We start from the raw sequence: 25612 nt of genomic DNA, 5'->3' as shown, positions 1-25612 counted from the left end.
TAGATTGTCAGTAGAGGATGACTAGGAAATCAACGATTCTCGCTCTTTTCTACTTCATGTTCACCAAATGTGTTGGCCATTCTTCTAGTGGCATAGGGCGGCTGTAGTAGAAGCCTTGCACCTGATTACAGCCTAAAGAGCGCAGTAATTGTGCTTGATTGCTATCCTCGACACCTTCCGCGACGACATTAGTTTTGAGACCTGCTGTGATATTGATGACGGCAGCGACGACTGAACTGTTTAAGTTTTCTTGTGTGAGTTGATTGATGAAGGTGCGATCAATCTTCAAGCAAGTAAACGGTAGAGAGTGGAGGTAACCCAGTGATGAGTAACCAGTGCCAAAGTCATCTATCGCGATACCAATACCCATTTCACGCAGTTTAGTCATGTTTTCTAGTGTGGTCGGTGCGCTATCAATGATGCGTGATTCTGTGATCTCTAGTGTGAGGTTACTTGCTGGTAATTTCGTGATATCCAATACGCTTGTCACCGTATCGACAAAACTTGGGCAAGATAGTTGATTAACGGAGATATTCACATGCAGTTGGAAGTCCGACGGCCACTGTTTGCTTTCGATCGCTTGGTAAGTGTCGCGACAAGCTTGTAACAGAATCTGTTGGCCAATGGCTTTGATCATGCCGCTTTCTTCCGCGATTGGAATAAAATCTAATGGTGACACCATACCTGAGTCGCTATGCCAACGCGCAAGTGCTTCGGCGCCACACACTGTGCCACTGACGAGATCCACAATCGGTTGGTAATGAGGAATAAACTCTCGGTTTTCAATGCCAGTTTGGATCTTGGTCAGCATTTGCGTACGAAACTTTGAAGCGCTCGCTAGTTCTGGGCTGTAGTGACAAACACCAGTCAGTGAGTCTTGTTTGGCGTAACTTAATGCGATGCTGGCGTTGCGTAACCATAAAGGCATGGTTTCGTTTGGCTGGGTTTGTACAATACCAAGTGAAATCTTCATCACTACATTCTCGCCTTCCACCATAAATGGGGTGGAAAAGAGTTGCTGTAATCGACGCTCGGTTTGTTTAATTTTGGTTTCTGTGTCGACATTTGAGAGAAATACCGCGAATTCGTCACCACCAATCCGAGCCAATAATGCGTTGTCACGAAACTGCTGTTTTAACCTTTCAGCGATGCTGACCAACAACTGGTCGCCGTTGTGATGACCCACACTGTCGTTGATATCTCTAAATTTGTTGATGCCAAGTAAAAATAAACTGCCGTGACAAAGATCAGACTGATTTTCACAGATTTCGACCAAACCCTGACGGCTATATAAGCGTGTTAGAGAGTCATAAACCAACTGTTCACGCAATGCTTTGAATGAAGCTCTTAGATTGTTCGCCATTTCATTAAAAGCATGGACCAGTACGGTTGTCTCATACACATAACCAGGCTTTGGCATGCCGCTATCCCAATCCCCATTTGCCAGGTGCTGAGCGGCGGCGGCCGTCGCGTTAATTGGTCTGGTAACTCGGTTGAAAATGATCCAACTGATGGCGATACCAAATAGGCTTACAATAATGCCAACGAGCCAGCTCTCTTGCTGGCTTTTTGGTAACAGGCCGAGAAGCTCAGACTCCGAAATGGAGGTGCCGATAAACCATGTTAAGCCGTCTTGGTCTCGATACGGGGTTAGCCGACTGAAAATACGTTGGCCATCATGTTCAAATGAAAAAGTATAAGGTTGCTTGGTGTTGTTGAGATCGAAAGACCGGACTCGGCTCGCACTGATTTTGATGATCGGGTCTGCGTTTTCAGCGGCAAGCAAACGCTGCCCTTTATCCGAAAATTTTGTGCCCCATGAGATGACGCTTCCCGGGCCTGAGTGAGCGATTAAACGATGATCTGGGTCCATGATGTAGACCGACGCTTTAGTGTTGTATTTTAACTCGCGCAGGAATTCGTTGAATGTATTGATACGAATGTCTGTCACCAAAACACCAGCAAATTGGTCGTGTTTGTACACCGGCGTCATGGCTGATAGCGTAATATCCTGGCGTTCATCAGCATTGGTATAAATTTCAGACCAAGTGGCGTTTTGGCTCTCTGCAACGGGCTTATACCATGGGCGAGTGCGAGGATCGTATTGGGAGATAACCGTTCGAATGTTGTTACTCACATGGTTGGTTCCATAAATAACCAGATCACCATCGGTGTGGCGATCTTGCACCATTAAGGTGTAATCGTCGGAAAGTTCGCGGCGAAAGCCTGCAAAGTCGCCGTTTTCTGAACCAAATGCGATTACATCCAACTGCGGTATCGATTGGTAAAGATTTTTGAATGCACTTAGCAGGTAGTTTTGAATGTCTGAGGTATCGTGAGGGCGATAAAGGTTGTGATAGCTGACGTTGTGCGCGAGAGCCATAACCGCAGTAAAAGGCTTACGTAGATAGCTATTGAGGTGGTCGTGGACACTTTCGGTTAACACGGAAAGTTGCTTGTCACTGATATCCGTGACCACTTCTTCGTAACTTTGTTTTTGGACGTAGACAATGACACCGATCGCCAGTAAGAAGATCATGACAAATGGAATCAGAACAGCAGTACGCAGTGTAATTTGAGTCGTAGCAGTAGACATCGCCTAATCACATAGATGGTGGTGCGCCACAATTGTACTGATGTTTTTATTAATATCGAGTGACAAACGACGCTCGTTGTTAACGCACCACGTAAGTGATTGTCAGTACAATTCTTTTAATTTTCTGGTGAGTGTATTTCGCCCCCAGCCTAATACTTTAGCGGCATCTTGCTTATGACCTTTAGTGTGCTCTAAGGCTGCTTCTAATAAAATGCGTTCAAATTCTGGTAAAGCGTAAGAAAGTAGTTCTTTATCTCCTGCTGCGAGTGAATGCCGTGCCCAATCCGCCAATTGTTCTTGCCAACTACCATGTGCAGAGTCTGAAATGGATTTTTTCTCTTCTAGTAGTTCGCTTGGCAAGTCATTTGGTAACACCTCGCTACCACTGGCCATAACGGTTAACCAACGGCAAATATTCTCTAATTGACGCACGTTGCCAGGCCAATCAAGGCGGTTAAGAATCTCTACAGTCGACGGGTGGAGAGTTTTTGTTTCCACACCAAGCTCATCAGCCGCACGGATAAGAAAATGCTGTGTAAGCTTTTCAATGTCTTGCTTACGCTCACGCAGTGCCGGGATCTGAACGCGAATCACGTTTAAGCGATGAAATAGGTCCTCACGAAAGTCACCTTCGTGCACCAGCTTTTCTAAGTTCTGGTGTGTTGCCGCGACAATTCGTACATCGACACTGATCGGAGAGTGACCGCCCACTCGATAAAACTGCCCGTCAGCTAGAACGCGTAGTAAACGAGTTTGAATGTCCAATGGCATGTCGCCGATTTCGTCTAAAAATAGAGTGCCGCCATTGGCTTGTTCGAATCGTCCTTGACGAACATTGTTTGCCCCCGTAAACGCGCCTTTTTCGTGGCCAAACAGTTCTGATTCAATCAAGTCTTTGGGAATCGCCGCCATATTGAGCGCAATGAAAGGTTTGTTAGCACGTGGACTGTGACGGTGCAGTGCATGAGCAACGAGTTCTTTACCCGTGCCCGATTCACCGTTAATCAAGACTGAAATAGAGGAGCGAGAAAGACGACCAATGGCGCGAAACACCTCTTGCATCGCTGGTGCTTCACCGATAATTTCAGGCGTTTCTGCTGGAATGTCTTCTGGAGAGAGCTGCTCGCGTTTGTTTTCGTGGCTGTGTGCAATGGCTCGTTCAACCAGAGTTAAAGTTTCATCAATATCAAAAGGTTTTGGTAAATATTCAAAAGCACCTTTTTGGTACGCATTCACTGCCGCATCTAAATCTGAATGCGCGGTCATGATAATCACGGGAAGGTCTGGGTAATCGCGCTGTACTTGCTTTAGTAGCTCCAACCCATCAATACCTGGCATGCGAATGTCTGATACTAGAACATCCGGCACTTCGCGTTCGAGCGCCATTAACACGCTTTCTCCATCGGCATAGGTTTCACATTTGATGTTGGCAGAGGAGAGCGTTTTCTCCATTACCCAGCGAATTGAACTGTCGTCATCAACGACCCAAACATATCCTTTACTCATGTAGTAATCCTTGCAGCAAACCGAAAAACTGACGCGACTTGAAGTCCATTAGCGCACTCAGATCGGCAGATAAATAGTAAATGTTGTGTGACCAGGCCAGCTTTCTACGTCTATTTTTCCATTGTGCTGGTCGATCAAATTTTGCGAAATAGATAGCCCTAATCCAGTTCCTCCCTCGCGGCCACTGACCATGGGATAGAACAGCGTGTCTTGTAGTTCCGGTGGAATACCTGGGCCGTTGTCTGTGATTTCGACACGAGCAGCGAGTTTACAGCGTTTGCCGTGAATATTGGCTTGATGCACCGTTCTGGTGCGAATGGTTATTTTCCCGTGTTCTTGATGGCTAAGAATTTGTGCGGCGTTGCTGACGATATTAAGCATTGCCTGCTCGATTTGGTCTGTATCCATCAAAATCTCTGGCAAGCTTGGGTCATAATCTCGTTCAATGATGATTGAGCGTTGTGACTCTAATTCAACCAGTTGGCGAACCTTTTCAAGGATTTGGTGCAGATTCTCTTGTGTCTTCTTACCTGGCTTTTGCGGTCCTAGTAATCGATCCACGAGCGCCCTTAAACGGTCTGCTTGCTCAATGATGATGTGTGTATATTCGGTGAGAGAGGGCTCTGGCAGCATTTTTTCTAGCAATTGCGCCGCACCGCGTAAGCCGCCAAGCGGATTTTTAATCTCATGTGCAAGCCCTCGGACTAACAGCTTCGCTGCTTGTTGTTGGGCGTGTTGGTTCAGTTCTTGAGAGAGTCGGCGCTGCTGATCAATTTTGCGCATCTCGACCAGAAGCATCAACTGCTTTTGCCAAGTGATAGGGCTAACCGTCACCTCTAGCATTAAAGGGCGGCCATCAACAACGAAAGTGACGTCACTGTCGGTGATGCTTTGGCCACTTTGCAACGGTTGAGTGAGCAGCGCGAGATCCAGCGACGCATGCTGAATCAATTGAGAAAGTGATTGTTCAATAATTCGTTTGGCGCTTTGAGAAAACAGCAATTCGGCAGCCGGATTGGCATAACGGATGGCCAATCCATCATCAAGAATCAGCGTTGCTGTCACCATATTGTTGAGAATGGCACTAGGAAGACTGGTATCCACATTACGTCCTTGTTTTGCTTTAAGATTGTGCGATGCACAATAATGGTGCAATTGAACGTTAAGTATGGCGAATAAATCTTAGAAGAAAAAGTGAAAAGCATCGCTGTGATGTGATTTTTTTCACCAGATATTCTATTTTGCCCCTTTTACGGTCGGCTTAACACTTGCTCTATGTAAATGCACCGTTATAGGGCTAGTAGATGCAATAAGCTTGCCGCTTCTTTTCGCGTGCACAGCAAGTGTGTGAGTGCCTCGGTCAATATTGTTTAACTGCCACACTATATGGTTTTGTGGTGCACCATAAGGTTTTCCATCGAGTAACAATTGCAATTGCTCACCGATACCAAGCTTGCGATTGGTTTCTAATTGAATATTGATGATGCCTCGATTGCTGCGGATGGTCTCGTTGTGCTTGGGAGCCAGCATCGAGAGTTGTAATGGGAGAGGCTTCTCGGTTGTTTTATCTGGCTTGTTTTGTGATGCAGTAGATGGCGTAGTCTGAGGTGCGAGCGATTCAGTACTTTCTACCTCAGGAGCTGGTGCGCTGGCTTCAAGGTTTGGCAGTGCGATCGCTTTTGCTCCTTTGTTTGGCGTATCGCTAAAGTGAACCACGCCATTTTCATCTACCCACGTATACGCGACCTGCGCGAAGGCGATAGAGGCGATTAACAATCCGCTGAGTGCACACAGTGATGGAATAAGCTGAACTTTCATTGCTCACCTTCTCTTGTTCGATGATTTCACGTTTCAATGGCTTAGCTCTTTGACCTGTAAGGAAAAATTCTAAGCGTATTTTTATTATCCCCTCATGTTAAACGTCGAAGCTTGAGTGGCGAATACAAAAAAGGCCCGCCTGCGAGGCGAGCCTAATATTTTATTGCTGTGTTTACATTTTACACAGTGTCGACCTTACACAGAGTAGTAAAGTTCGAACTCAACAGGGTGAGTTGTCATGTTCACACGCTCTACGTCCTGAGACTTAAGGTCGATGTATGAATCGATGAAGTCGTCAGAGAATACGCCGCCCGCTGTTAAGAACTCACGATCAGCATCTAGCTCTGCTAGCGCGTCTTTTAGTGAGTATGCAACAGTTGGGATTTCTGCTGCTTCTTCAGCTGGAAGATCGTAAAGGTCTTTATCCATCGCTTCGCCTGGGTGGATCTTATTCTTGATACCGTCAAGACCAGCCATAAGCATTGCTGCGAAACATAGGTATGGGTTCGCCGCTGGGTCACCGAAACGAACTTCGATACGACGTGCTTTCGGGCTTGGTACCACTGGGATACGGATTGAAGCAGAGCGGTTACGCGCTGAGTAAGCTAGCATTACTGGTGCTTCGAAGCCTGGTACAAGACGTTTGTACGAGTTGGTTGATGGGTTAGCGAATGCGTTGATTGCACGAGCGTGTTTGATGATACCACCGATGTAGTAAAGCGCCATTTCAGATAGACCGCCGTACTTGTCACCAGCAAATAGGTTTACGCCATCTTTAGCTAGAGACTGGTGAACGTGCATACCGCTGCCGTTGTCGCCAACAAGTGGTTTAGGCATAAACGTCGCTGTTTTACCAAACGCGTGAGCAACGTTGTGTACAACGTACTTATAGATTTGGATTTCGTCAGCTTTGGTTGTTAGCGTGTTGAAACGAGTTGCGATTTCGTTTTGACCCGCCGTTGCCACTTCGTGGTGGTGCGCTTCAACAACAAGACCCATTTCTTCCATTACTAGACACATAGCAGAACGGATGTCTTGAGATGAATCTACTGGAGCTACTGGGAAGTAACCACCTTTAACGCCTGGACGGTGACCTTTGTTACCTTCTTCGTAGTCAGAACCTGTGTTCCATGCCGCTTCTACGTCGTCGATTTTGAAGAAAGAGCCTGACATGTCTGTCGAGAACTTCACGTCATCAAATAGGAAGAATTCTGGCTCAGGACCGATAAGTACAGTATCTGCAACACCTGTAGAACGCATGAAGTCTTCAGCGCGTTTTGCGATAGAGCGTGGGTCACGGTCGTAGCCTTGCATTGTTGCAGGCTCTAAGATGTCACAACGGATATTTAGTGTTGCGTCTTCCGTGAATGGGTCAAGCACAGCAGAAGATGCGTCAGGCATCATTACCATGTCTGATTCGTTGATACCTTTCCAGCCAGCAACTGATGAACCATCGAACATTTTACCTTCTTCGAAGAAGTCTGCGTCGATTTGGTGAGCAGGGATCGAAATGTGCTGCTCTTTACCTTTTGTATCAGTGAAGCGTAGGTCAACAAACTTAACTTCGTTTTCTTGGATCAGCGATAGAACGTTTTCTACTGACATCTTGGATAACCTCCAGTGTTAATAAGCGGTAAAAGCTCGATTTATGAATTATTCATGAAACCTGGCATTGATTAATCAATTTGACTTTTCATTAATCGATGCTGTTTTAACTTAAGCCAAAACCGTGCCAAAAAAAATATTCCATTAATTTCAAGCAATTGTGTTTTTGAATGCTAGTTTGGTGCACTTGCTTGCACCAAAATGATCTTTGCTTGCACTATTATGGTGCCAAAAATCATTGTTGCACCATAATGTGACAGGTACATTGCGTATTCAGCCCAGTTTTTGAGCAAGAGTCAATTTGAATTATGCATCGATTAGAATAAAGTTGCGTTTAATCAATTCGTTCTGAGGAAGAAAATGGGCATTAAGCGTAAAAATCGCAGAAATGCTCGGGAGTAGATCACATATTTCTAGGCTTTTTGCTAAAATCTGGTACATTATGGCCGTTTTTTTAATCAGCAAATGTCGCCAGAGAGCACCCGTTCTCAGCGTGGGGGCATTTCATCTATCTAAGTGAATCAATATCCATGGCTACTCCACAGATTGATAAATTAAGAAATATCGCGATCATCGCGCACGTTGACCACGGTAAAACCACGTTGGTTGACAAGCTGCTACAACAATCAGGCACGCTTGAGTCTCGCGGTGAAGCTGAAGAGCGAGTCATGGACTCGAACGACATCGAGAAAGAGCGCGGTATTACCATTCTTGCTAAAAACACAGCAATCGACTGGAACGATTACCGTATCAACATCGTAGATACTCCGGGACACGCGGACTTCGGTGGTGAAGTTGAGCGTATCATGTCGATGGTAGACTCAGTACTACTTATCGTTGACGCAGTCGATGGTCCAATGCCTCAAACGCGTTTCGTAACACAAAAAGCGTTTGCTCACGGTCTAAAACCAATCGTTGTAATCAACAAGATTGACCGCCCTGGCGCACGTCCTGATTGGGTTATGGACCAAGTGTTCGACCTGTTCGACAACCTAGGTGCAACTGATGACCAGCTAGACTTTAAAGTAGTTTACGCATCAGCACTTAATGGTTGGGCTTCTCTAGAAGAAGGCGAAACTGGCGAGAATATGGAACCACTATTCCAAACTATCGTTGATGTTGTTGACGCGCCAAATGTTGACCTTGATGGTCCACTACAGATGCAAGTTTCTCAGCTAGACTACAGCTCTTACGTTGGTGTTATCGGCGTGGCTCGCGTAACTCGTGGTAGCGTTAAGCCAAACCAGCAGGTAACCATTATTGGTGCTGACGGTAAAACTCGCAACGGTAAAGTGGGTACAGTAATGGGCTACCTTGGCCTAGAGCGTCACGAAGTGGAACAAGCTAACGCGGGTGATATCATCGCAATCACTGGTCTTGGCGAGCTGAAAATTTCTGACACTATCTGTGCACAAAACGCAGTAGAAGCATTACCACCATTGTCTGTTGATGAACCAACAGTAACAATGACGTTCCAAGTAAACACGTCTCCATTCGCGGGTAAAGAAGGTAAGTTCGTAACGTCACGTAACATCCTTGAGCGTCTTGAGAAGGAATTGGTACACAACGTTGCACTACGCGTTGAGCAAACAGACGATCCAGATAAATTCCGCGTATCAGGTCGTGGTGAACTTCACCTTTCTATCCTGATCGAAAACATGCGTCGTGAAGGCTTTGAGCTTGCGGTATCTCGTCCAGAAGTAATCATCAAAGAAGAGGATGGTCAGTTGATGGAACCGTTCGAAACGGTAACTATCGACGTAATGGAAGAGCACCAAGGCGGCATCATGGAGAACATCGGCCTACGTAAAGGTGAGCTGAAAGACATGTCTCCAGACGGTAAAGGTCGTGTGCGTATGGACTTCGTTATGCCATCACGTGGTCTGATCGGTTTCCAAACGGAATTCATGACACTGACTTCAGGTTCAGGTCTTCTTTACCATACGTTTGATCACTACGGCCCTCACAAAGGCGGTAACATCGGTCAACGTGTAAACGGTGTACTAATCGCGAACGCGATGGGTAAAGCGCTAACTAACGCACTGTTCAACCTTCAAGAGCGTGGTCGTCTATTTATCGGTCACGGTGTTGAAGTTTACGAAGGTATGGTTATCGGTATTCACAGCCGTGACAACGACCTAACGGTAAACGCACTGAAAGGTAAGCAGCTAACCAACGTTCGTGCATCTGGTACAGATGACGCACAGGTTCTTACTCCGCCTATCAAGATGACTCTTGAGCAAGCACTAGAATTCATCGATGACGACGAGCTAGTAGAAGTAACGCCTGAAAGCATCCGTATCCGTAAGAAGTTCCTAACGGAAAGCGACCGTAAGCGTGCTTCTCGTGGCGCGAAATAATTTTCGTTAAGCGATTCAATTAAGAAGAAGCCTCGAGTTATGCTCGGGGCTTTTTGTTTTCTGGAGTTGAATATGAACCCGATTATTATCACCGGTGGGCCTGGTGCGGGAAAAACAACACTGCTGAATGCGCTAGACGCGTGTGGTTATGCCACGTTTCCTGAAGGGTCTCGCGACTTGATTGAGCAGCAAAGCCAGTTAGAAAATGGTATTTTGCCGTGGACGAATTTACCTGAGTTTGCCAAGTTATGCCTTGGGTTGATGGACAAACAAAAGAGTGATGCGCGTTGTCATGATGTTGCGTTTGTTGATCGCGCCATCCCCGACATCATTGCATACCTACAAGTGGGCGGCTGTAAGGTTGACCAAGCTTTCTTAACCGAAAGCGCTGGGTACCATAGTCAGGTGTTTACTTGTCGACCTGAAGCATCCATTTACGTACAAGATGAAGTGCGTCCGCACAGCTTTGAAGAAGCATTGGAGATTCATCAGTCGTTAGTGAGTGTCTATACTGAGTTGGGTTATGAAGTGGTAGAAGTGCCATGGGGAACTGTGCCAGAGAGGGTAGGCTTTGTTCGAAGAGTCATCGGTTTACTCGGTAAGGTCGCCGACTAAAACCTCCTCACTTGGAGGAGGTCTAAATCATTTACTTTTGATTGAGCTTTTGTAGGAATTTATCGGACTCTGCAATCGCTTCGTTCATTTGTTTGATCGCAAACTGAATGTCCTTCTCTAAGCTAGAGAACTCACCTTGCAAAGAACCAATCGCACTGGCGTTAAGGTTGTGTTTTAAGTACAACGTGTTGTCACGCAGCGTGTCCAGTACCGGTGTCATCTTTTTCTCTGCACGCTTCATAGCGCTAAGCATGGTTTTGTACGAGGCTTTGGTTTCACGTAGCTTTTGCTCGCTTGAACGACGCAGTTTCGCACTCGAGTACAGCTCTAGCTCATCTTGCCACTCATCAAACAGTGCGCCGGATACGTCTTCAATCGCAGCAATACGGTCACGTACGTCTTGAGCCGCTTTTTCGCTATCTTCGTATTTGTCATTGATGTTGTTGTAGACATTTTCTAGCTCACCACCATCAAAGTTGGTGATCGCAGACAAGGCTTCAAGTGCACTGGTGAATTCTTCTTGTGCATCTTGTTGAGATTCTTTGGCATCTTCGACGCGGTCGACCATAATATCTCGTTTATGATACCCAACCTGCTCCATTGCTGAGTAATAAGCAGATTGACACCCTGTTAAAGTGAAAATTGATAGTACAATTGCTAATAAATAAGGCATTCTTATGTCCTCGGCGCTAATTATGGGATGAACTATGAACCAGTTATCAGAGAGTTACAAGGCGAGATTAATCAATCTACTGCCAAGTTGCGTCGCGTTTTTTAAGTATCTTCTTAAGCGATTAACGCATGACCGTGTGAATGTGAACGCGGGCTATCTTGCCTACATTACCTTGTTATCCATCGTGCCAATGCTGACGGTATTGTTATCAATATTGTCGAAATTTCCCGTTTTTGCGAACGTTGGTGAGGTGCTGCAAGGCTACATTATTGAGAATTTTGTGCCAGCTTCTGGAGAAGCTGTACATACGGCATTACAGGAATTTGTGGCGAATACGGGCAAAATGAGCGCGGTTGGCGGTGGGTTTTTATTCATCGCAGCGGTCATGCTGATTTCCAACATTGATAAGAACTTAAACTACATTTGGCGAGTTAAAGACAAGCGCCGTTTAGTCTTTTCATTCTCTATGTATTGGATGGTACTCACGTTAGGGCCGATCATGGTCGGTGCGAGTATTGCGGCGACGTCGTACGTGACTTCGCTGCAAATTTTAGAGAACGAGACATTATCTGGTGCGTTTAATTTATTTCTGCGTTGGCTACCGTTGTTGCTGTCCTTTTTTGCTTTTCTTGGCTTGTATATTCTAGTGCCGAATAAAAAAGTACACCTCGCTCATGGTGCCATGGGGGCAGCAGTCGCCGCGATACTGTTCGAGTTGAGTAAAAAAGGCTTTGCGCTTTACATCACTCAGTTTCCGTCTTATCAGCTCATCTACGGCGCGTTAGCGGCGATTCCTATCTTATTTGTTTGGGTGTATTTATGCTGGATGATCGTGTTATTGGGGGCGGAAGTTACGGCTGCGCTTGGTGAGCGAGAGCACTGGAGTGAAGATTTAGACATGATACACTCGACCGCTGAATCTCAGTTAACAGATGAAGGAAGCGAGAGTAGTGATAGCGCTAATTCAACGAGTCAGTGAAGCAGCCGTCCGCGTGGATGGTGAAGTCGTAGGAGAAATTGATCGTGGTCTGCTGGTCTTATTGGGCGTAGAGAAGGACGACGATGAAGCTAAAGCAAAGCGTTTAATGGAGCGTGTTACAACCTACCGTGTGTTCGAAGATGACGAAGGCAAGATGAACCTGAACGTTAAACAGGTGGAAGGTAAAGTGCTGGTGGTTTCTCAATTTACGCTGCCTGCGGATACAAAAAAAGGCACGCGAGCTGGCTTTTCTCGCGGTGCGCATCCTGTTGATGCAGAGCGCTTGTATGATTACTTTTCTGACTTGTGTGAAGAAGTCTTACCCACACAGCGTGGCCGCTTCGCTGCCGATATGAAAGTGTCCTTGGTGAATGACGGTCCTGTGACGTTTTGGTTGCAGGTCTAATCTGGTAACACAGGCGCCATAGTCTAAGCTTTAACTCCAAGCTCATGGAATTGGCTTGGAGTAATTTTTCCGACACTGATTAGTGTTGTGCTTTCAAAGGATTGATATGTTCAAACTCATTACTCCCAAAACCGATAATCAGATAAACAAGTATTATCAGTTTCGCTGGCAACTGCTTCGTGAGCCATGGCGTATGCCGATCGGCTCAGAGCGCGATGAATACGACGAAATGAGTCATCACCGCATGATTGTTGATGGTCGAGGTCGTCCTATGGCGATTGGCCGTTTATACATTACGCCGGACAATGATGGCCAGATCCGCTATATGGCGGTTAAAAATAATCGCCGTAGCAAAGGGATGGGTTCGCTGGTTTTGGTTGCACTAGAGTCGTTAGCACGCCAGGAAGGAGCGAAACGCTTGGTGTGTAATGCCCGTGAAGATGCCATCGCCTTTTATGAAAAAAATGGCTTTGAGCGTCGAGGTGAGCTGACCGATGAGCGTGGCCCTGTGCGCCATCAGCAAATGGTGAAGCAACTGGATCCGATGGCCAATGTGTTACGTCGCCCTGAATGGTGTACTGAGCTTCAACAGCGCTGGGAGCAACAAATCCCAATTAGCGACAAAATGGGGATCAAGATTAACCAGTACACGGGTTACCAGTTTGAATGCTGTGCGCAGCTTAATCCTAACCTTAATCCGCATAACACCATGTTCGCTGGGTCAGCTTTTACCTTAGCAACCCTGACAGGGTGGGGGATGACGTGGCTGCTGCTTAAAGAGCGTGGGCTGCACGGTGATATTGTGTTGGCCGACAGCTCGATTCGCTATCGTCAACCAGTCGAACAAAACCCCGTGGCGAGTACTTCGTTGGATGGGATCAGTGGTGACCTAGACCGATTGGAGTCGGGACGCAAAGCACGCATCGTTATTCACGTAGTGATTTATAGTGGTGACACGCCAGCTGTTGATTTTGTCGGTACCTATATGTTGATACCGAACTACTCGCAGTTACTCAGTTGCTGATGGGGTAAGCGCCGACTGATCTGCTGGGCGCTTATCTGTTTCACCTTCTTGCTCTGTCGGTGAGAGGGTTTGTTCTGCTGCGGAATTCGTGTCGGGTACTTCATCTTCTTCGATAACTTCTTCGTAAAGCTCTTCCTCTTGAGTCTCCAAATTGATGTTATCAATCACGATTGGCTTCTCGATGGAAGGTTCATTTTTCTGTGGAGTCTCAATATCAGTAGGCTCGGCCAGTTTTGATGCGTTCACGCACTCATTACGGTGGGTTTCGCCACTTAGTAGATCGCCTTCAATGTTTCCGCACGACTCTTCCAATTGATAAGTAATGCCACTTAGCGGGTTGTTGGCCATATCAAATGTACCCCAAACCTTACCACTTATGGCTTTTCCTGAGATGGTGACCGGCTTTATGGCAACTTCCCCTCGTTGCGCGCTTAAACGCAGTGGACTTAAGGTAATGGCTTTGAGCGAATGATCCGCTTGGGACTTCAAGCGGGTATCTCGGAGATTGGCTTCCACTTCACCCGATAAGCTGTAGGCCAGCATGTTGCGATCACCTGATAACCCTTGTAGATCGAGGCTGAGATCGGAAAAACCATCAATAGCCAGTGTGTCGGGTAAAAAATAATCGTGGAAGAGCGATAAGGGAATACCATCAGCATTGACGTTGAGCGCCCAAGGTTGGCTCGGGGTACTCAAATCTATTTGTCCGATGCCTTCTACGTAGCCTTGCTCGAGTGGCGCAAAAAGGCGAGTCAATTGCCAAAAGCCATCTTTGCTTTGCATGGCAAGTGCTGCGTGAGACGTGAGTATTTGGTCATAGCTGGCGTTGACAACGCTGACTTCCAATTCGCCTTGCCAAAGGCCCCAACGTTGAGCCGACTGTTTAATATCAAGCTGTTGCCCTTCGATATTTAAACCGGAAAGTTGCCAATAAGGTTCGTGAGATAGCTGGATAATTTGGCTGCGCTCAATGTCGAGTCGTTCGATTGCAACATGCTCTAACTCGCTGGTGGCGGCGTGCCACCAATTTAGGTTGTCTTCTGGCTGTGTTGCCCACTTGAGGCCTTGAATAGAGGCTTCTTTGAGCTTCCATTGTGTTGGCGTGAACAATCCAGAAACTTGCACTCGACCTTGCTGCCAATCTAAGCTGAGCTCGTTGAGCTGGATTACTCCTGGCTCGATAGCGGCACTCAAACGTGGCTCTATTGCGGTTTGCTGCTGGAATCGAACGCTATCCGCCTGCAATGACACTTGAGCTTTTGTCTTCCAGAGAGACAGTGGCAGTGTGGCGTTTTCCACAGAAAGATCCAAGTTCTGCCAGTGCCAGTCGCCCCATTCAATATCGGCGTTAAGCAAATCTAAGCTATTAATATGATTAATGTTAAATGGTAGATCGTGCCAAGGTTTTGCAAGCAGTGATTGGCGCTGCGTATTACTCAGTTTCAGCTTGTTGATGGTCACATTTACTAAAGACCAGCCTTGAGGATACTGCTCCCCTTGCCCAGATATTTGACTGTTACGCCAGTTAAAAGAGGTGCCATAAAGCGTACTGTCTTGCGGTTTGTAGTCTATATCGACTAAGACTTGATTAAAGGCTTCGCCATTCCAATAGAGTTGGTCGGCCGCAAGTTGAACTTCGCCATATGGTATTAACTGACCATTCCATTGTGGTGATTGAATTTGAATATCAATGCCATTGGCAGAGAACTGCTCGTCGGCGTAATCAATATTTTTGAGCGCGATTTGATGGAATAAAACGTTATCTAAAGCTGGGAGCTTTGGTGCGCCATACTGCAAGCTCATACCATCAATCAATAAACTATCAACGATCCATTTACCATCGCGATAAACATCGGGATTCATCCATAAATCGACTTGCTCGATGTAAGACGCATCGTCTCCGCTGGTGTTCACGCGTTGTAAAGTTAGGTGATAGGGAAAGCCATAACGCACGCTTTCGGCCCGGAAAGGAAGAGAAAAGGTGTTTGACAGCAAGCGCCAGGTTGCGTCCGCGTAAGATGTTGTTAGCAGCGCAATCGTAGCGGCTGGAATGGCAACTAAGATAACCAGTAACAGAAGTAGAACTCGACGCGCTGTTTTCATCTTTGCTAGAACCTACGTGTGTTATGAAATAAAACTAGATAGGCTTTAGCTTGTATCAATATTCTGTGGTATTCAATAAAAAGCCCCTCAAAAGAGGGGCTTGAAGCAATTTTTGTAACTTGGCCTACGTAAAGGTGATAAGTTAATGCCAACTTTTCACTGCGTTTACGCGACGTCGCTGTTACTCGATTTAATCAATCTGAGGACCAGCCGCAACCAGGGATTTACCTTCAGCGTTGTCTGTGTATTTATCAAAGTTATTGATAAAGCGCTCTGCTAAATCTTTCGCTTTGCTTTCCCACTGAAGTGGGTCAACGTACGTGTCGCGAGGGTCTAGAATGCTAGGATCCACACCTGGTAGTGACGTTGGTACTTCAAGGTTGAAGATTGGAATGTGCTTAGTTGGTGCATCTTCAATCGAACCATCAAGAATGGCATCAATAATTCCGCGTGTATCTTGAATAGAGATACGTTTGCCAGTGCCGTTCCAACCAGTATTCACTAGGTAAGCCTCAGCGCCTGCTGCTTCCATGCGTTTAACCAGTACTTCTGCGTATTTAGTTGGGTGAAGCGTTAGGAACGCCGCGCCGAAACAAGCAGAGAAAGTTGGTGTTGGCTCAGTAATACCGCGCTCTGTTCCCGCTAGTTTGGCGGTAAAGCCAGACAGGAAGTGGTACTTAGTTTGCTCAGGTGTCAATTTAGATACTGGAGGCAGTACGCCAAATGCATCGGCTGATAGGAAGATCACTTTATTCGCGTGACCGCCTTTTGATACTGGCTTAACGATATTATCTATATGGTAGATAGGGTAAGAAACACGTGTGTTTTCTGTTTTCGAACCATCATCAAAGTCGATAGAGCCATCGCCACGTACTGTTACGTTTTCTAGCAGTGCATCACGACGAATTGCATTGTAGATGTCCGGCTCCGCTTCTTTCGAAAGTTTGATGGTTTTTGCGTAACAACCACCTTCGAAGTTGAAGACACCGTCATCATCCCAGCCGTGCTCATCATCACCAATTAGCGCACGTTTAGGATCAGTCGACAGGGTCGTTTTACCCGTACCAGATAGACCGAAGAATACCGCTACATCGCCATCTTTGCCCATGTTAGCGCTACAGTGCATTGATGCGATGTCTTTTAGTGGAAGGAAGTAGTTCATCATGGCGAACATACCTTTCTTCATTTCACCGCCGTACCAAGTACCACCGATAAGTTGCATGCGCTCGGTTAGGTTAAATACGGTGAAGTTTTCTGAGTTCAGGCCTTGCTCTTCCCATTTTGGATTAGTGCATTTTGCGCCATTCATTACTACGAAGTCTGGTTCAAATGTCGCTAACTCTTCTTCTGTCGGGCGAATAAACATGTTTTTAACGAAGTGCGCTTGCCATGCGACTTCTGTGATAACACGAATGCTCAAACGTGTATCTGGGTTTGCACCACAGTAACCGTCAACAACAAACAAGCGTTTGTTAGAAAGCTGGTTTGTGACCAGTTCTTTTAGCTCGTCCCACACTTCAGGAGTGATTGGCTTGTTATCATTTTTCACTTGATCAGACGTCCACCACATATGTTCTTCTGTCGTAGCGTCTTTGACGATGTATTTATCTTTTGGTGAGCGACCAGTAAAGATGCCAGTGTCAACGGCAACCGCACCTAGTTCAGTAACCACGCCGCGCTCATAACCGGTTAGGTCTTCACGCGTTTCTTCCTCAAACAACATTTCGTAGCTTGGGTTGCGAATAACCTCTTTTACGTTATGCAGTCCGTGCTTGGTTAGATCAAGTGTTGCAGCCTTAGTATGTTCCATAACGGTCATAGGTGCTCCTTATAAGGATTTTGTAGGGATTTTGTAAGAATGTTTTAATTTTAATCTGCTCACCATGCTAGCAACGGGGCGGGGAGAAAACAGGGAGATAGCTCAAAATTTACCCATGATTTCAATAAGGTTTTAGGTAACCCGTCACATATTGGTGGGAATAGTCTATCGTGCACGCAATCCTTTGCGCTAGGGCAAAATCATTATTAATTGTTTAAAATTAAGCAGTTGTTTTATTACGCTTGAGGCTAGTTATTACGAGGGGTTGATCACAAAAAGGCCAGCATTAAGCTGGCCTTTTGTAGGGTAAATTACGTGCTTGATAAGCTATGTAAATTAATGCAGGGTTTTCTTGTCTGTAGAAGCTTGTGCATACAGTTCAGTGACTTCAGATTCGTCGAACGTATAAGTTGTGCCACAGTAATCACAATGTAAAGAAACTGATCCAACTTCTGCCAAAATGTCATAAATTTCAGCTTTCTCAACGGTGATGATTGCGGCACCGCTACGCTCACGTGAACAGCCACAATGGAACTCGACAGGTTGCGGCTCGTACAGACGTACTTTGTCTTGGTTATATAGTCGATACAATAACTCGTTCGCTTCTAAACCAAACAATTCTTCATCTTTTACTGTGTCAGTGAGCTGCTCTAGATGTTCGAAATCATCTGGAGAGCCAGTGCCGTCAGGGATCACTTGAATCAACATACCTGCTGCGTGTGCTTTGCCCTCATGCTCACCAGTGCGGATCCATAGGCGCGTTTTTAACTGCTCTGAGTTTGCAAAGTAGCCTTCTAGCACTTCTGCTAAAGTGTCACCTTCTAATCCAACGACGCCTTGGTAACGCTCGCCGTTTTTCGGTTCGATGGTGATCACAAGGTAGCCCTTACCCATTAGATCGTGAATGTTTGCGTCATCGGCAACATCGCCTTCCCAGCGAGCTACGCCACGAACACGTTGGTTATGGTCACCGTTGATAACGGCAAGAGACACAGGACCGTCGCCTTGTAGCTGGATGGTGATCGAACCTTCGAACTTAAGAGTGGCAGTTAAAAGAGTAGTTGAAACGAGTAGCTCACCCAGCAGTTTCTCTATTGCTGCCGGATATTCCTTGCTGGAGATAACACGTTGGTACGCTTCATCCAATTGTACCAACTCGCCACGTACTGAAAGATCTTCGAATAGGTAGCGGTTTAAAACATTATTTGCCATGGAGTGCTTTCCTCGTTGGTAATTCCGGCTTTTATTGGTGTTTGAACTTAATGATGTCTCTGCGCTGCTTTTTATCTGGGCGGCGTTCCGGACTTGGGTTGTGGGCATTAAGCTTACGTTGAGTCGCGTGTTCCTCACGTTTCGCGATACTCTCATTGGTTTCGCGATATAAGGTTTGTGCGATGGGAGCGCCTCGGCGTTGATCTGAGATTTGTTCGATGATCACGATTTTTTCTTCGTTGCCTTGACGAAGTCTGACTTCAGCGCCCACTTCAACGATTTTACTCGGCTTGCTTCGTTGGCCATTATAGTGGACTTTACCGCCATCGACCATGTTACGTGCGATGGAGCGGGTTTTGTAAAATCTTGCGGCCCATAGCCATTTATCTAGCCTAACGGCTTCATTTAGGGAACTCATAGAACACTACGCTATCTAATCACTGCCCGAATACGGCAATGAGTGATGGATTATTCACCTACAGATGGAGTCAAGGCGTATTTTTTTCAAGGGAGTTGGCAAAAACTGCATAAGAAAAAGGTATGAAAGACAACTTGTGATATAGTTCACTGCTCTTTGTTGAGTAATAATTTTATTGCAAATTTAGCAATTTAAAGTCGATAGCTATCGTTATAGCTTAAATGACGGACGTTAGAATAAAGGAATCCATTCAGTGAAACGTTTAGAGCTAAGTGCAGGATTATCAAGCAGACCGCTACTGGCTCAGATCAAGTCCAATCATTATACCATTCAAGCCAAACTTAGCTTGTTGCTTACCTGTCTGTTTATTGCGATAACCGGATGGATACTTGGCAAAATTGTGTGGTTAGCCATACCTCAATCGTCGGAAGTGCCGCAATGGCGTCCATCGGCGAGTAGCGTTGCTGCGAGCAATAAAGGCGACGCGATAGATTTTAATGCCCTTCAGAATGCCAACCTATTCGGTAAATACACTGAGCAAAAAGCGGCGGTTGTAGAACAGCCTATTGTTAAAGACGCCCCTAAGACGCGCCTTAACCTTACGCTGGTCGGTGCGGTTGCAAGTAGTGATGCCAACACCAGCCTTGCTGTTATTGCTAACCGAGGTAAGCAAGCTACGTACGGTTTGGGTGAAGAAATCGAAGGGACACGTGCGACACTAAAAGCGGTATTGGTGGATCGCGTCATCATTGATAACCAAGGTCGAGACGAGACCTTAATGATGGAAGGTATAGAATATAAGAAGCTATCTGAATCGCCGCAGGTAGCCAGGGCGCAAGCTCAGCGAGCAGAAGCAGCGACGTCTGACGTTGGAGAGAAATTAGAGCAAATCCGCGAGGAAATTGCGAAAGATCCACAAAGCGTTTTTAAATACATCACCATTTCACCCGTCAAAAAAGACGGAGACATTGTTGGTTATCGAGTATCACCTGGTCGTGATGCCGCATTATTTAATGATGTAGGACTACAACCTGGCGATATTGCGGTTCAACTGAACGGGATCGATTTAAGTGACCCGTCTTCTTCAGTACAACTGATGCAAGTGATGAGCGATCCGCAAGAATTAAATTTAACTGTTGAGCGAGACGGCCAACAGTACGATATCTATATCCAATTGTAAGACTTAGGCAACCGGCGTAAGTTCAGGGAGACATACGTGAAACATTGGTTCAGCAAAAGTGCTTGGCTACTAGCAGGAAGTTTACTCTGCGTACCAGGTGCAATGGCAAACGAATTTAGTGCGAGCTTTAAAGGCACTGATATTCAAGAATTCATCAACATAGTGGGTCGTAACCTCGAAAAGACCATCATTGTTGATCCTTCAGTACGCGGTAAAATCGATGTCCGCAGCTATGACGTTCTTAACGAAGAGCAATACTACAGCTTTTTCCTTAATGTCCTTGAAGTATACGGTTACGCAGTCGTAGAGATGGACAATGGGGTACTTAAGGTTATCAAAGCAAAAGACTCAAAAACCTCAGCAATCCCTGTGTTAGGTGATGGCAGCGCGCAAGGCGATAGTGTTATCACTCGAGTTGTCGCGGTGCGTAATGTGTCGGTTCGAGAGTTGTCTCCTCTACTTCGTCAGCTGATTGATAACGCCGGTGCCGGTAACGTGGTTCATTATGATCCAGCGAATATTATCTTGATCACAGGTCGTGCGGCAGTAGTGAATCGCTTAGCAGAGATCATCAAGCGTGTTGACCAAGCCGGTGATAAAGAAATTGAATTGGTAGAGCTGCGTAATGCATCTGCTGCTGAAATGGTACGCATTGTTGAAGCACTGAATAAAAGTGCGAATCAGAAAAGCACGCCAGAGTTCCTTGAACCTAAAATTGTGGCCGATGAACGTACTAACGCGATTTTAATTTCTGGTGATCCAAAAGTAAGAGCCCGCTTGAAACGTTTGATTCGTCAACTTGATGTTGAAATGGCGACAAAAGGTAACAACCGAGTTGTGTACCTGAAAAATGCGAAAGCTGAAGATTTGGTGGATGTATTGAAAGGTGTTTCCGATAACCTGCAAGCTGAAAAACAAGCCGGTCAGAAAACATCAGGTGCATCGCGTGGTGAGGTCGTCATTGCTGCTCACGCTGCAACTAACTCGTTAGTTTTAACAGCGCCACCAGATATTATGATGGCATTACAAGACGTCATTTCTCAACTCGATATTCGTCGTGCTCAGGTTCTTATTGAAGCGTTAATTGTCGAAATGTCTGAAGGTGATGGTATTAACCTAGGTGTTCAGTGGGGTTCATTAGAAACGGGTGCTGTAATTCAGTACGGTAACTCAGGAGCCCCGATTGGTCAGGTGATGGTTGGGCTAGAAGAAGCAAAAGATCAAACCCGAACTGAATACTATACCAACTCTAATGGCGAACGAACGCCATATGATGTTACTGAATCAGGTGACTACTCTACGCTAGCGTCAGCACTTAGCGGAGTAAATGGTGCGGCAATGAGTATTGTCATGGGTGACTGGACAGCGCTAATTAGTGCTGTTGCTTCTGACTCCAACTCAAACATTCTATCTTCTCCAAGTATCACTGTAATGGATAATGGCGAAGCATCATTTATTGTGGGTGAAGAGGTTCCGGTTATTACGGGCTCTACGGCTGGCTCAAACAACGACAACCCATTCCAAACGGTTGACCGTAAAGAAGTCGGTATCAAACTCAAAGTAGTGCCACAAATTAACGAAGGTGACTCTGTACAGTTAAACATTGAACAAGAAGTTTCCAACGTATTAGGCGCAAACGGTGCGGTTGACGTTCGCTTTGCTAAACGACAGTTAAACACCTCTGTCATGATCCAAGATGGTCAGATGTTGGTTCTTGGTGGTTTGGTCGATGAACGCGCACTTGAAAGTGAGTCTAAAGTGCCGCTATTGGGTGACATTCCGGTACTTGGCCATCTGTTCAAGTCAACTAGCACGCAAACAGAAAAACGTAACTTGATGGTGTTCATCAAGCCGACGATTATTCGCGATGGTGTGACGGCCGACGGTATTACGCAGCGTAAATACAACTTTATTCGCGCAGAACAGCTTTACAAAGCGGATCAAGGTTTGAAGTTGATGGCTGACGAGAAGATCCCGGTTATGCCAGCCTTTGGCCAGGAGCGTCAGCACCCAACAGAGATTCAAGCGTTTATTGATCAAATGGAAAACAACTAATGGTTGATATGTTAGACACAGCGCCAAGTATGCGTCGTCTGCCATTCAGTTTTGCCAACCGCTTTAAACTGGTGCTGGAGACAGAGCATCCTGAGCGTCCACCTATTCTTTACTATGTCGAGCCGCTTAACCCTGCGGCTCTGGTTGAAGTCCGTCGTGTATTAAAGAAAAGCTTCGTACCGCAACCTATCGATAAAGAAGCCTTTGATAAAAAGCTGACTGAAGCATATCAACGCGACTCGTCTGAAGCGCGTCAGTTGATGGAAGATATTGGTGCTGATAGCGATGATTTCTTCTCTTTGGCTGAAGAACTGCCGCATGATGAAGACTTATTAGAATCGGAAGACGATGCGCCAATCATCAAATTGATCAACGCCATGTTGGGCGAAGCGATCAAAGAAGGTGCGTCGGATATTCATATTGAGACGTTCGAGAAAACCCTTTCGATTCGTTTCCGTGTCGATGGCGTATTGCGTGAAGTTCTGACCCCAAGTCGTAAGCTAGCGCCTTTGCTGGTTTCTCGTGTGAAGGTTATGGCTAAACTAGATATCGCAGAAAAGCGTGTGCCTCAAGATGGCCGTATTTCGTTGCGTATCGGTGGTCGTGCGGTGGACGTGCGTGTATCGACGATGCCGTCCTCTCATGGGGAGCGCGTGGTAATGCGTCTGTTGGATAAAAACGCGACTCGTCTTGATTTACATAGTTTGGGCATGACCCCTTCAGTGCATGACAACTTCCGTCACTTGATTGGCCGCCCTCACGGTATCATCTTGGTGACGGGCCCGACAGGTTCTGGTAAATCCACCACCTTGTACGCTGGCTTGCAAGAGATCAATAGCAACGAACGCAACATTCTAACGGTTGAAGACCCGATCGAATTTGATATTGATGGCATCGGTCAAACTCAGGTGAACCCAAAGGTCGACATGACGTTTGCGCGCGGCTTGCGTGCCATTCTGCGTCAGGACCCGGATGTGGTGATGGTCGGTGAGATCCGTGACTTAGAAACCGCACAAATTGCAGTGCAAGCGTCCTTAACGGGTCACTTGGTAATGTCGACTCTCCACACCAACACCGCAGTGGGTGCGATTACGCGTCTACGTGATATGGGTATTGAGCCATTCCTTATTTCTTCTTCGTTATTAGGGGTGCTAGCGCAGCGCTTAGTTCGAACGCTTTGTCCAAGCTGTAAAGAGCCGTATGAAGCCGATGCGGAACAGAAAAAACTGTTTGGTATGGAAGCGCATGAACCGTTAGAACTGCACCGAGCAAAAGGCTGTGAAGCGTGTAACCAAAAAGGCTACCGAGGTCGAACAGGTATCCACGAGCTCATTATGGTTGATGAGCAAGTACAAGAGTTGATTCACCGAGAGTCTGGTGAGCAAGAAATTGAGAGAGCCGTTCGCGCCCATACGCCAAGTATTCGCAGCGATGGTTTAAGCAAAGTGCGTCGTGGCATTACGTCACTTGAAGAAGTGATGCGAGTGACGAAGGAAACCTAATGGCGGCATTTGAGTACAAAGCGCTAGATGCAAAAGGCAAGCATAAAAAAGGCACGATAGAAGGGGACAACGCCCGACAAGTGCGCCAGCGACTCAAAGAGCAAGGGATGATCCCGATTGAAGTGGTTGAGACGAAAGCTAAATCGGCTAAGTCTTCAGGTTCAGTCAGCTTTAAGCGCGGCGTCTCAACATCTGAGCTGGCACTCATCACACGGCAATTGTCTACGCTAGTCCAATCAGGTATGCCTTTGGAAGAGTGTTTGCGTGCGGTCTCTGAGCAGGCTGAAAAGCCGAGGATTCGTTCTATGTTGGCTGCGGTTCGCTCGAAAGTAACAGAGGGTTATCCGCTTGCCGACAGTTTTGCCGATTACCCACATGTGTTTGATGAACTGTACCGCTCCATGGTTGCGGCGGGCGAAAAATCAGGTCACCTCGATACCGTATTAGAGCGTTTGGCAGACTACGTCGAAAACCGCCAAAAGATGCGATCTAAATTGCTTCAAGCCATGATTTATCCTGTAGTTTTGGTGGTATTCGCGGTTGTCATCGTTTCGTTCTTATTGGCGACAGTTGTTCCTAAAATCATTGAACCCATCATTCAGATGGGCCAAGAGTTACCTCAATCGACGCAATTTTTACTGGCAGCCAGTGAGTTTGTGCAAGATTGGGGGCTGATTATTTTCGTTGTGCTGGTGGCGCTTTTCTATGGCCTCAAACTGGCGTTGCAAAAGCCAGACTTTCGCTTAGCTTGGGACAGAAAAATCTTGAGCTTACCGCTAATAGGTAAGATCTCTCGAGGTTTGAATACCGCACGATTCGCACGAACGCTTTCGATCTGTACTTCCAGTGCGATTCCAATTCTAGAGGGTATGCGCGTTGCGGTAGATGTTATGTCTAACCGTTATGTGAAGCAGCAAGTCTTGCTTGCAGCGGATAACGTTCGAGAGGGGGCTAGTCTGCGTAAGGCGTTGGATCAAACTCGCTTGTTTCCACCAATGATGCTACACATGATCGCCAGTGGTGAGCAAAGTGGTGAATTAGAGAGCATGTTGACGCGGGCTGCCGATAACCAAGATCAAAACTTTGAATCAACAGTCAATATTGCTCTGGGTGTGTTTACTCCTGCGCTGATTGCATTAATGGCTGGATTAGTGTTGTTCATTGTGATGGCGACCTTGATGCCAATGCTAGAAATGAATAACTTGATGAGTGGATAATTTCGAATTAAGACGTGTCTACTAACGGCATGGCTTTAATCTAACTTTCGGAGAAAAAAATGAAGTTTAAGCGTAGTAAACAACAGGGTTTTACACTTTTAGAAGTGATGGTTGTTGTGGTTATCCTAGGTATTTTGGCAAGTTTTGTTGTTCCAAACCTATTGGGTAACAAAGAGAAGGCTGACCAACAAAAAGCGATTACGGACATTGTCGCGTTGGAAAATGCCTTAGATATGTACAAGTTGGATAATAGCGTTTACCCAACAACGGACCAAGGTCTAGAAGCATTGGTTAGTAAGCCATCTAACCCAGAGCCACGCAACTACCGTGATGGTGGTTACATCAAACGTCTTCCTAATGACCCTTGGGGCAACCAGTACCAATACTTAAGCCCAGGTGATAACGGTACAATCGATATCTTCACTCTAGGCGCAGATGGCCAAGAGGGTGGAGAAGGTCCAGCTGCAGATATTGGCAACTGGAACATGCAAGACTTCCAATAATTGAGCCTAAGCCAGCACTAA

General features: G+C 46.2%; 20 protein-coding genes. 10 read left to right on the top strand and 10 right to left on the bottom strand.

Translation table 11 applies throughout. The annotated features are described in order from the left end of the window. Positions 1-49: 49 nt before the first annotated feature. The 5 genes from R7P69_RS11310 to glnA form a co-directional block, all read right to left on the bottom strand. Complete coding sequence (locus R7P69_RS11310; protein ID WP_025768297.1) at positions 50-2596, bottom strand: EAL domain-containing protein; 2547 nt, start codon at positions 2594-2596, stop codon at positions 50-52. Positions 2597-2698: 102 nt separating this feature from the next. Continuing rightward, positions 2699-4102 carry a nitrogen regulation protein NR(I) gene (gene glnG / locus R7P69_RS11305; protein WP_005379267.1) on the bottom strand — a complete coding sequence of 468 codons (1404 nt, stop codon included), beginning with the start codon at positions 4100-4102 and terminating at the stop codon, positions 2699-2701. A 57-nt stretch (positions 4103-4159) separates the two neighbouring features. Next, entirely contained in the window at positions 4160-5206 is a 1047-nt protein-coding gene (gene glnL, locus R7P69_RS11300; protein WP_017821940.1) for a nitrogen regulation protein NR(II), read from the bottom strand. A gap of 132 nt (positions 5207-5338) precedes the next feature. Continuing rightward, positions 5339-5920 (bottom strand): DUF4124 domain-containing protein, encoded by a 582-nt coding sequence (locus R7P69_RS11295; protein WP_017635013.1) that lies wholly within the window; start codon positions 5918-5920, stop codon positions 5339-5341. A 195-nt stretch (positions 5921-6115) separates the two neighbouring features. After that, positions 6116-7525 (bottom strand): glutamate--ammonia ligase, encoded by a 1410-nt coding sequence (glnA, locus tag R7P69_RS11290; protein ID WP_005379275.1) that lies wholly within the window; start codon positions 7523-7525, stop codon positions 6116-6118. Between the two features lie 530 nt (positions 7526-8055). On the opposite strand from glnA, the gene typA reads away from it, so the two are divergent. Beyond that, positions 8056-9885 carry a translational GTPase TypA gene (typA, locus tag R7P69_RS11285; protein WP_005379276.1) on the top strand — a complete coding sequence of 610 codons (1830 nt, stop codon included), beginning with the start codon at positions 8056-8058 and terminating at the stop codon, positions 9883-9885. Positions 9886-9957: 72 nt separating this feature from the next. After that, positions 9958-10500: an AAA family ATPase gene (locus tag R7P69_RS11280; RefSeq protein WP_065275007.1), complete on the top strand. Its 543-nt coding sequence runs from the start codon at positions 9958-9960 to the stop codon at positions 10498-10500. A 31-nt stretch (positions 10501-10531) separates the two neighbouring features. Here R7P69_RS11280 and R7P69_RS11275 read toward each other — a convergent pair whose 3' ends face one another. Next, a complete protein-coding gene (locus R7P69_RS11275; RefSeq protein WP_005382972.1) occupies positions 10532-11173 on the bottom strand; it encodes a DUF2959 domain-containing protein in 642 nt (213 codons plus the stop codon). 34 nt (positions 11174-11207) lie between these two features. Between R7P69_RS11275 and R7P69_RS11270 the strand changes: the two genes are divergently transcribed. The 3 genes from R7P69_RS11270 (at position 11208) to R7P69_RS11260 (ending at position 13582) form a co-directional block, all read left to right on the top strand. Beyond that, positions 11208-12152, top strand: coding sequence for a virulence factor BrkB family protein (locus R7P69_RS11270; RefSeq protein WP_005379281.1), 945 nt, complete (start codon positions 11208-11210; stop codon positions 12150-12152). Further along, positions 12124-12558, top strand: a complete 435-nt coding sequence (gene dtd, locus R7P69_RS11265) for a D-aminoacyl-tRNA deacylase (RefSeq protein ID WP_005379282.1) — start codon at positions 12124-12126, stop codon at positions 12556-12558. Before R7P69_RS11270 ends, dtd begins: the two co-directional genes overlap by 29 nt. Before the next feature lie 106 nt (positions 12559-12664). Further along, the gene (locus R7P69_RS11260) at positions 12665-13582 is read left to right on the top strand and encodes a bifunctional GNAT family N-acetyltransferase/hotdog fold thioesterase (RefSeq protein WP_005379283.1); all 918 of its coding nucleotides are present in this window, start codon (positions 12665-12667) and stop codon (positions 13580-13582) included. Here the strand turns inward: R7P69_RS11260 and R7P69_RS11255 are convergent. The 4 genes from R7P69_RS11255 to hslR all read right to left on the bottom strand — a co-directional run bounded on the left by R7P69_RS11255 (position 13568) and on the right by hslR (position 19134). Continuing rightward, complete coding sequence (locus R7P69_RS11255) at positions 13568-15685, bottom strand: AsmA family protein (RefSeq protein ID WP_213905868.1); 2118 nt, start codon at positions 15683-15685, stop codon at positions 13568-13570. The genes R7P69_RS11260 and R7P69_RS11255 overlap by 15 nt on opposite strands. 190 nt (positions 15686-15875) lie before the next feature. Then, positions 15876-17504 carry a phosphoenolpyruvate carboxykinase (ATP) gene (gene pckA / locus R7P69_RS11250; protein WP_005382981.1) on the bottom strand — a complete coding sequence of 543 codons (1629 nt, stop codon included), beginning with the start codon at positions 17502-17504 and terminating at the stop codon, positions 15876-15878. Positions 17505-17840: 336 nt separating this feature from the next. Further along, complete coding sequence (gene hslO / locus R7P69_RS11245) at positions 17841-18716, bottom strand: Hsp33 family molecular chaperone HslO (RefSeq protein ID WP_005379290.1); 876 nt, start codon at positions 18714-18716, stop codon at positions 17841-17843. 31 nt (positions 18717-18747) lie between these two features. Continuing rightward, the gene (hslR, locus tag R7P69_RS11240) at positions 18748-19134 is read right to left on the bottom strand and encodes a ribosome-associated heat shock protein Hsp15 (protein WP_005379292.1); all 387 of its coding nucleotides are present in this window, start codon (positions 19132-19134) and stop codon (positions 18748-18750) included. Positions 19135-19387: 253 nt separating this feature from the next. Here hslR and gspC point away from each other — a divergent pair, with 253 nt between their 5' ends. The 5 genes from gspC to gspG are packed head-to-tail and all read left to right on the top strand — an operon-like array spanning position 19388 to position 25591. Continuing rightward, entirely contained in the window at positions 19388-20314 is a 927-nt protein-coding gene (gene gspC / locus R7P69_RS11235; RefSeq protein WP_005379294.1) for a type II secretion system protein GspC, read from the top strand. A gap of 36 nt (positions 20315-20350) precedes the next feature. Next, complete coding sequence (gene gspD / locus R7P69_RS11230; RefSeq protein ID WP_005379295.1) at positions 20351-22369, top strand: type II secretion system secretin GspD; 2019 nt, start codon at positions 20351-20353, stop codon at positions 22367-22369. Further along, positions 22369-23871 carry a type II secretion system ATPase GspE gene (gspE, locus tag R7P69_RS11225; protein ID WP_005379296.1) on the top strand — a complete coding sequence of 501 codons (1503 nt, stop codon included), beginning with the start codon at positions 22369-22371 and terminating at the stop codon, positions 23869-23871. Before gspD ends, gspE begins: the two co-directional genes overlap by 1 nt. Further along, positions 23871-25088, top strand: coding sequence for a type II secretion system inner membrane protein GspF (gene gspF / locus R7P69_RS11220; protein ID WP_005379297.1), 1218 nt, complete (start codon positions 23871-23873; stop codon positions 25086-25088). The genes gspE and gspF overlap by 1 nt, the downstream gene beginning before the upstream one ends. A gap of 59 nt (positions 25089-25147) precedes the next feature. Then, positions 25148-25591 carry a type II secretion system major pseudopilin GspG gene (gene gspG, locus R7P69_RS11215; protein ID WP_005379298.1) on the top strand — a complete coding sequence of 148 codons (444 nt, stop codon included), beginning with the start codon at positions 25148-25150 and terminating at the stop codon, positions 25589-25591. Positions 25592-25612: the final 21 nt, after the last annotated feature.

This window comes from Vibrio sp. 661, from assembly GCF_033339315.1.
Classification (GTDB): Bacteria; Pseudomonadota; Gammaproteobacteria; order Enterobacterales; family Vibrionaceae; genus Vibrio; species Vibrio alginolyticus.
Note: the sequence above shows the minus strand (reverse complement) of the source record. Positions and strands in the feature narration are given on the sequence as shown.

Excerpts from the sequence above, each read along its gene's own strand:
- R7P69_RS11275 (WP_005382972.1), bottom strand. The coding sequence starts at position 11,173 with ATGCCTTATTTATTAGCAATTGTACTATCAATTTTCACTTTAACAGGG.
- pckA (WP_005382981.1), bottom strand. The coding sequence starts at position 17,504 with ATGACCGTTATGGAACATACTAAGGCTGCAACACTTGATCTAACCAAG.
- hslO (WP_005379290.1), bottom strand. The coding sequence starts at position 18,716 with ATGGCAAATAATGTTTTAAACCGCTACCTATTCGAAGATCTTTCAGTA.
- R7P69_RS11295 (WP_017635013.1), bottom strand. The coding sequence starts at position 5,920 with ATGAAAGTTCAGCTTATTCCATCACTGTGTGCACTCAGCGGATTGTTA.
- glnA (WP_005379275.1), bottom strand. The coding sequence starts at position 7,525 with ATGTCAGTAGAAAACGTTCTATCGCTGATCCAAGAAAACGAAGTTAAG.
- typA (WP_005379276.1), top strand. The coding sequence starts at position 8,056 with ATGGCTACTCCACAGATTGATAAATTAAGAAATATCGCGATCATCGCG.
- glnG (WP_005379267.1), bottom strand. The coding sequence starts at position 4,102 with ATGAGTAAAGGATATGTTTGGGTCGTTGATGACGACAGTTCAATTCGC.
- gspF (WP_005379297.1), top strand. The coding sequence starts at position 23,871 with ATGGCGGCATTTGAGTACAAAGCGCTAGATGCAAAAGGCAAGCATAAA.
- gspE (WP_005379296.1), top strand. The coding sequence starts at position 22,369 with ATGGTTGATATGTTAGACACAGCGCCAAGTATGCGTCGTCTGCCATTC.
- R7P69_RS11255 (WP_213905868.1), bottom strand. The coding sequence starts at position 15,685 with ATGAAAACAGCGCGTCGAGTTCTACTTCTGTTACTGGTTATCTTAGTT.
- gspG (WP_005379298.1), top strand. The coding sequence starts at position 25,148 with ATGAAGTTTAAGCGTAGTAAACAACAGGGTTTTACACTTTTAGAAGTG.
- R7P69_RS11310 (WP_025768297.1), bottom strand. The coding sequence starts at position 2,596 with ATGTCTACTGCTACGACTCAAATTACACTGCGTACTGCTGTTCTGATT.
- R7P69_RS11270 (WP_005379281.1), top strand. The coding sequence starts at position 11,208 with ATGAACCAGTTATCAGAGAGTTACAAGGCGAGATTAATCAATCTACTG.
- R7P69_RS11280 (WP_065275007.1), top strand. The coding sequence starts at position 9,958 with ATGAACCCGATTATTATCACCGGTGGGCCTGGTGCGGGAAAAACAACA.
- R7P69_RS11260 (WP_005379283.1), top strand. The coding sequence starts at position 12,665 with ATGTTCAAACTCATTACTCCCAAAACCGATAATCAGATAAACAAGTAT.
- hslR (WP_005379292.1), bottom strand. The coding sequence starts at position 19,134 with ATGAGTTCCCTAAATGAAGCCGTTAGGCTAGATAAATGGCTATGGGCC.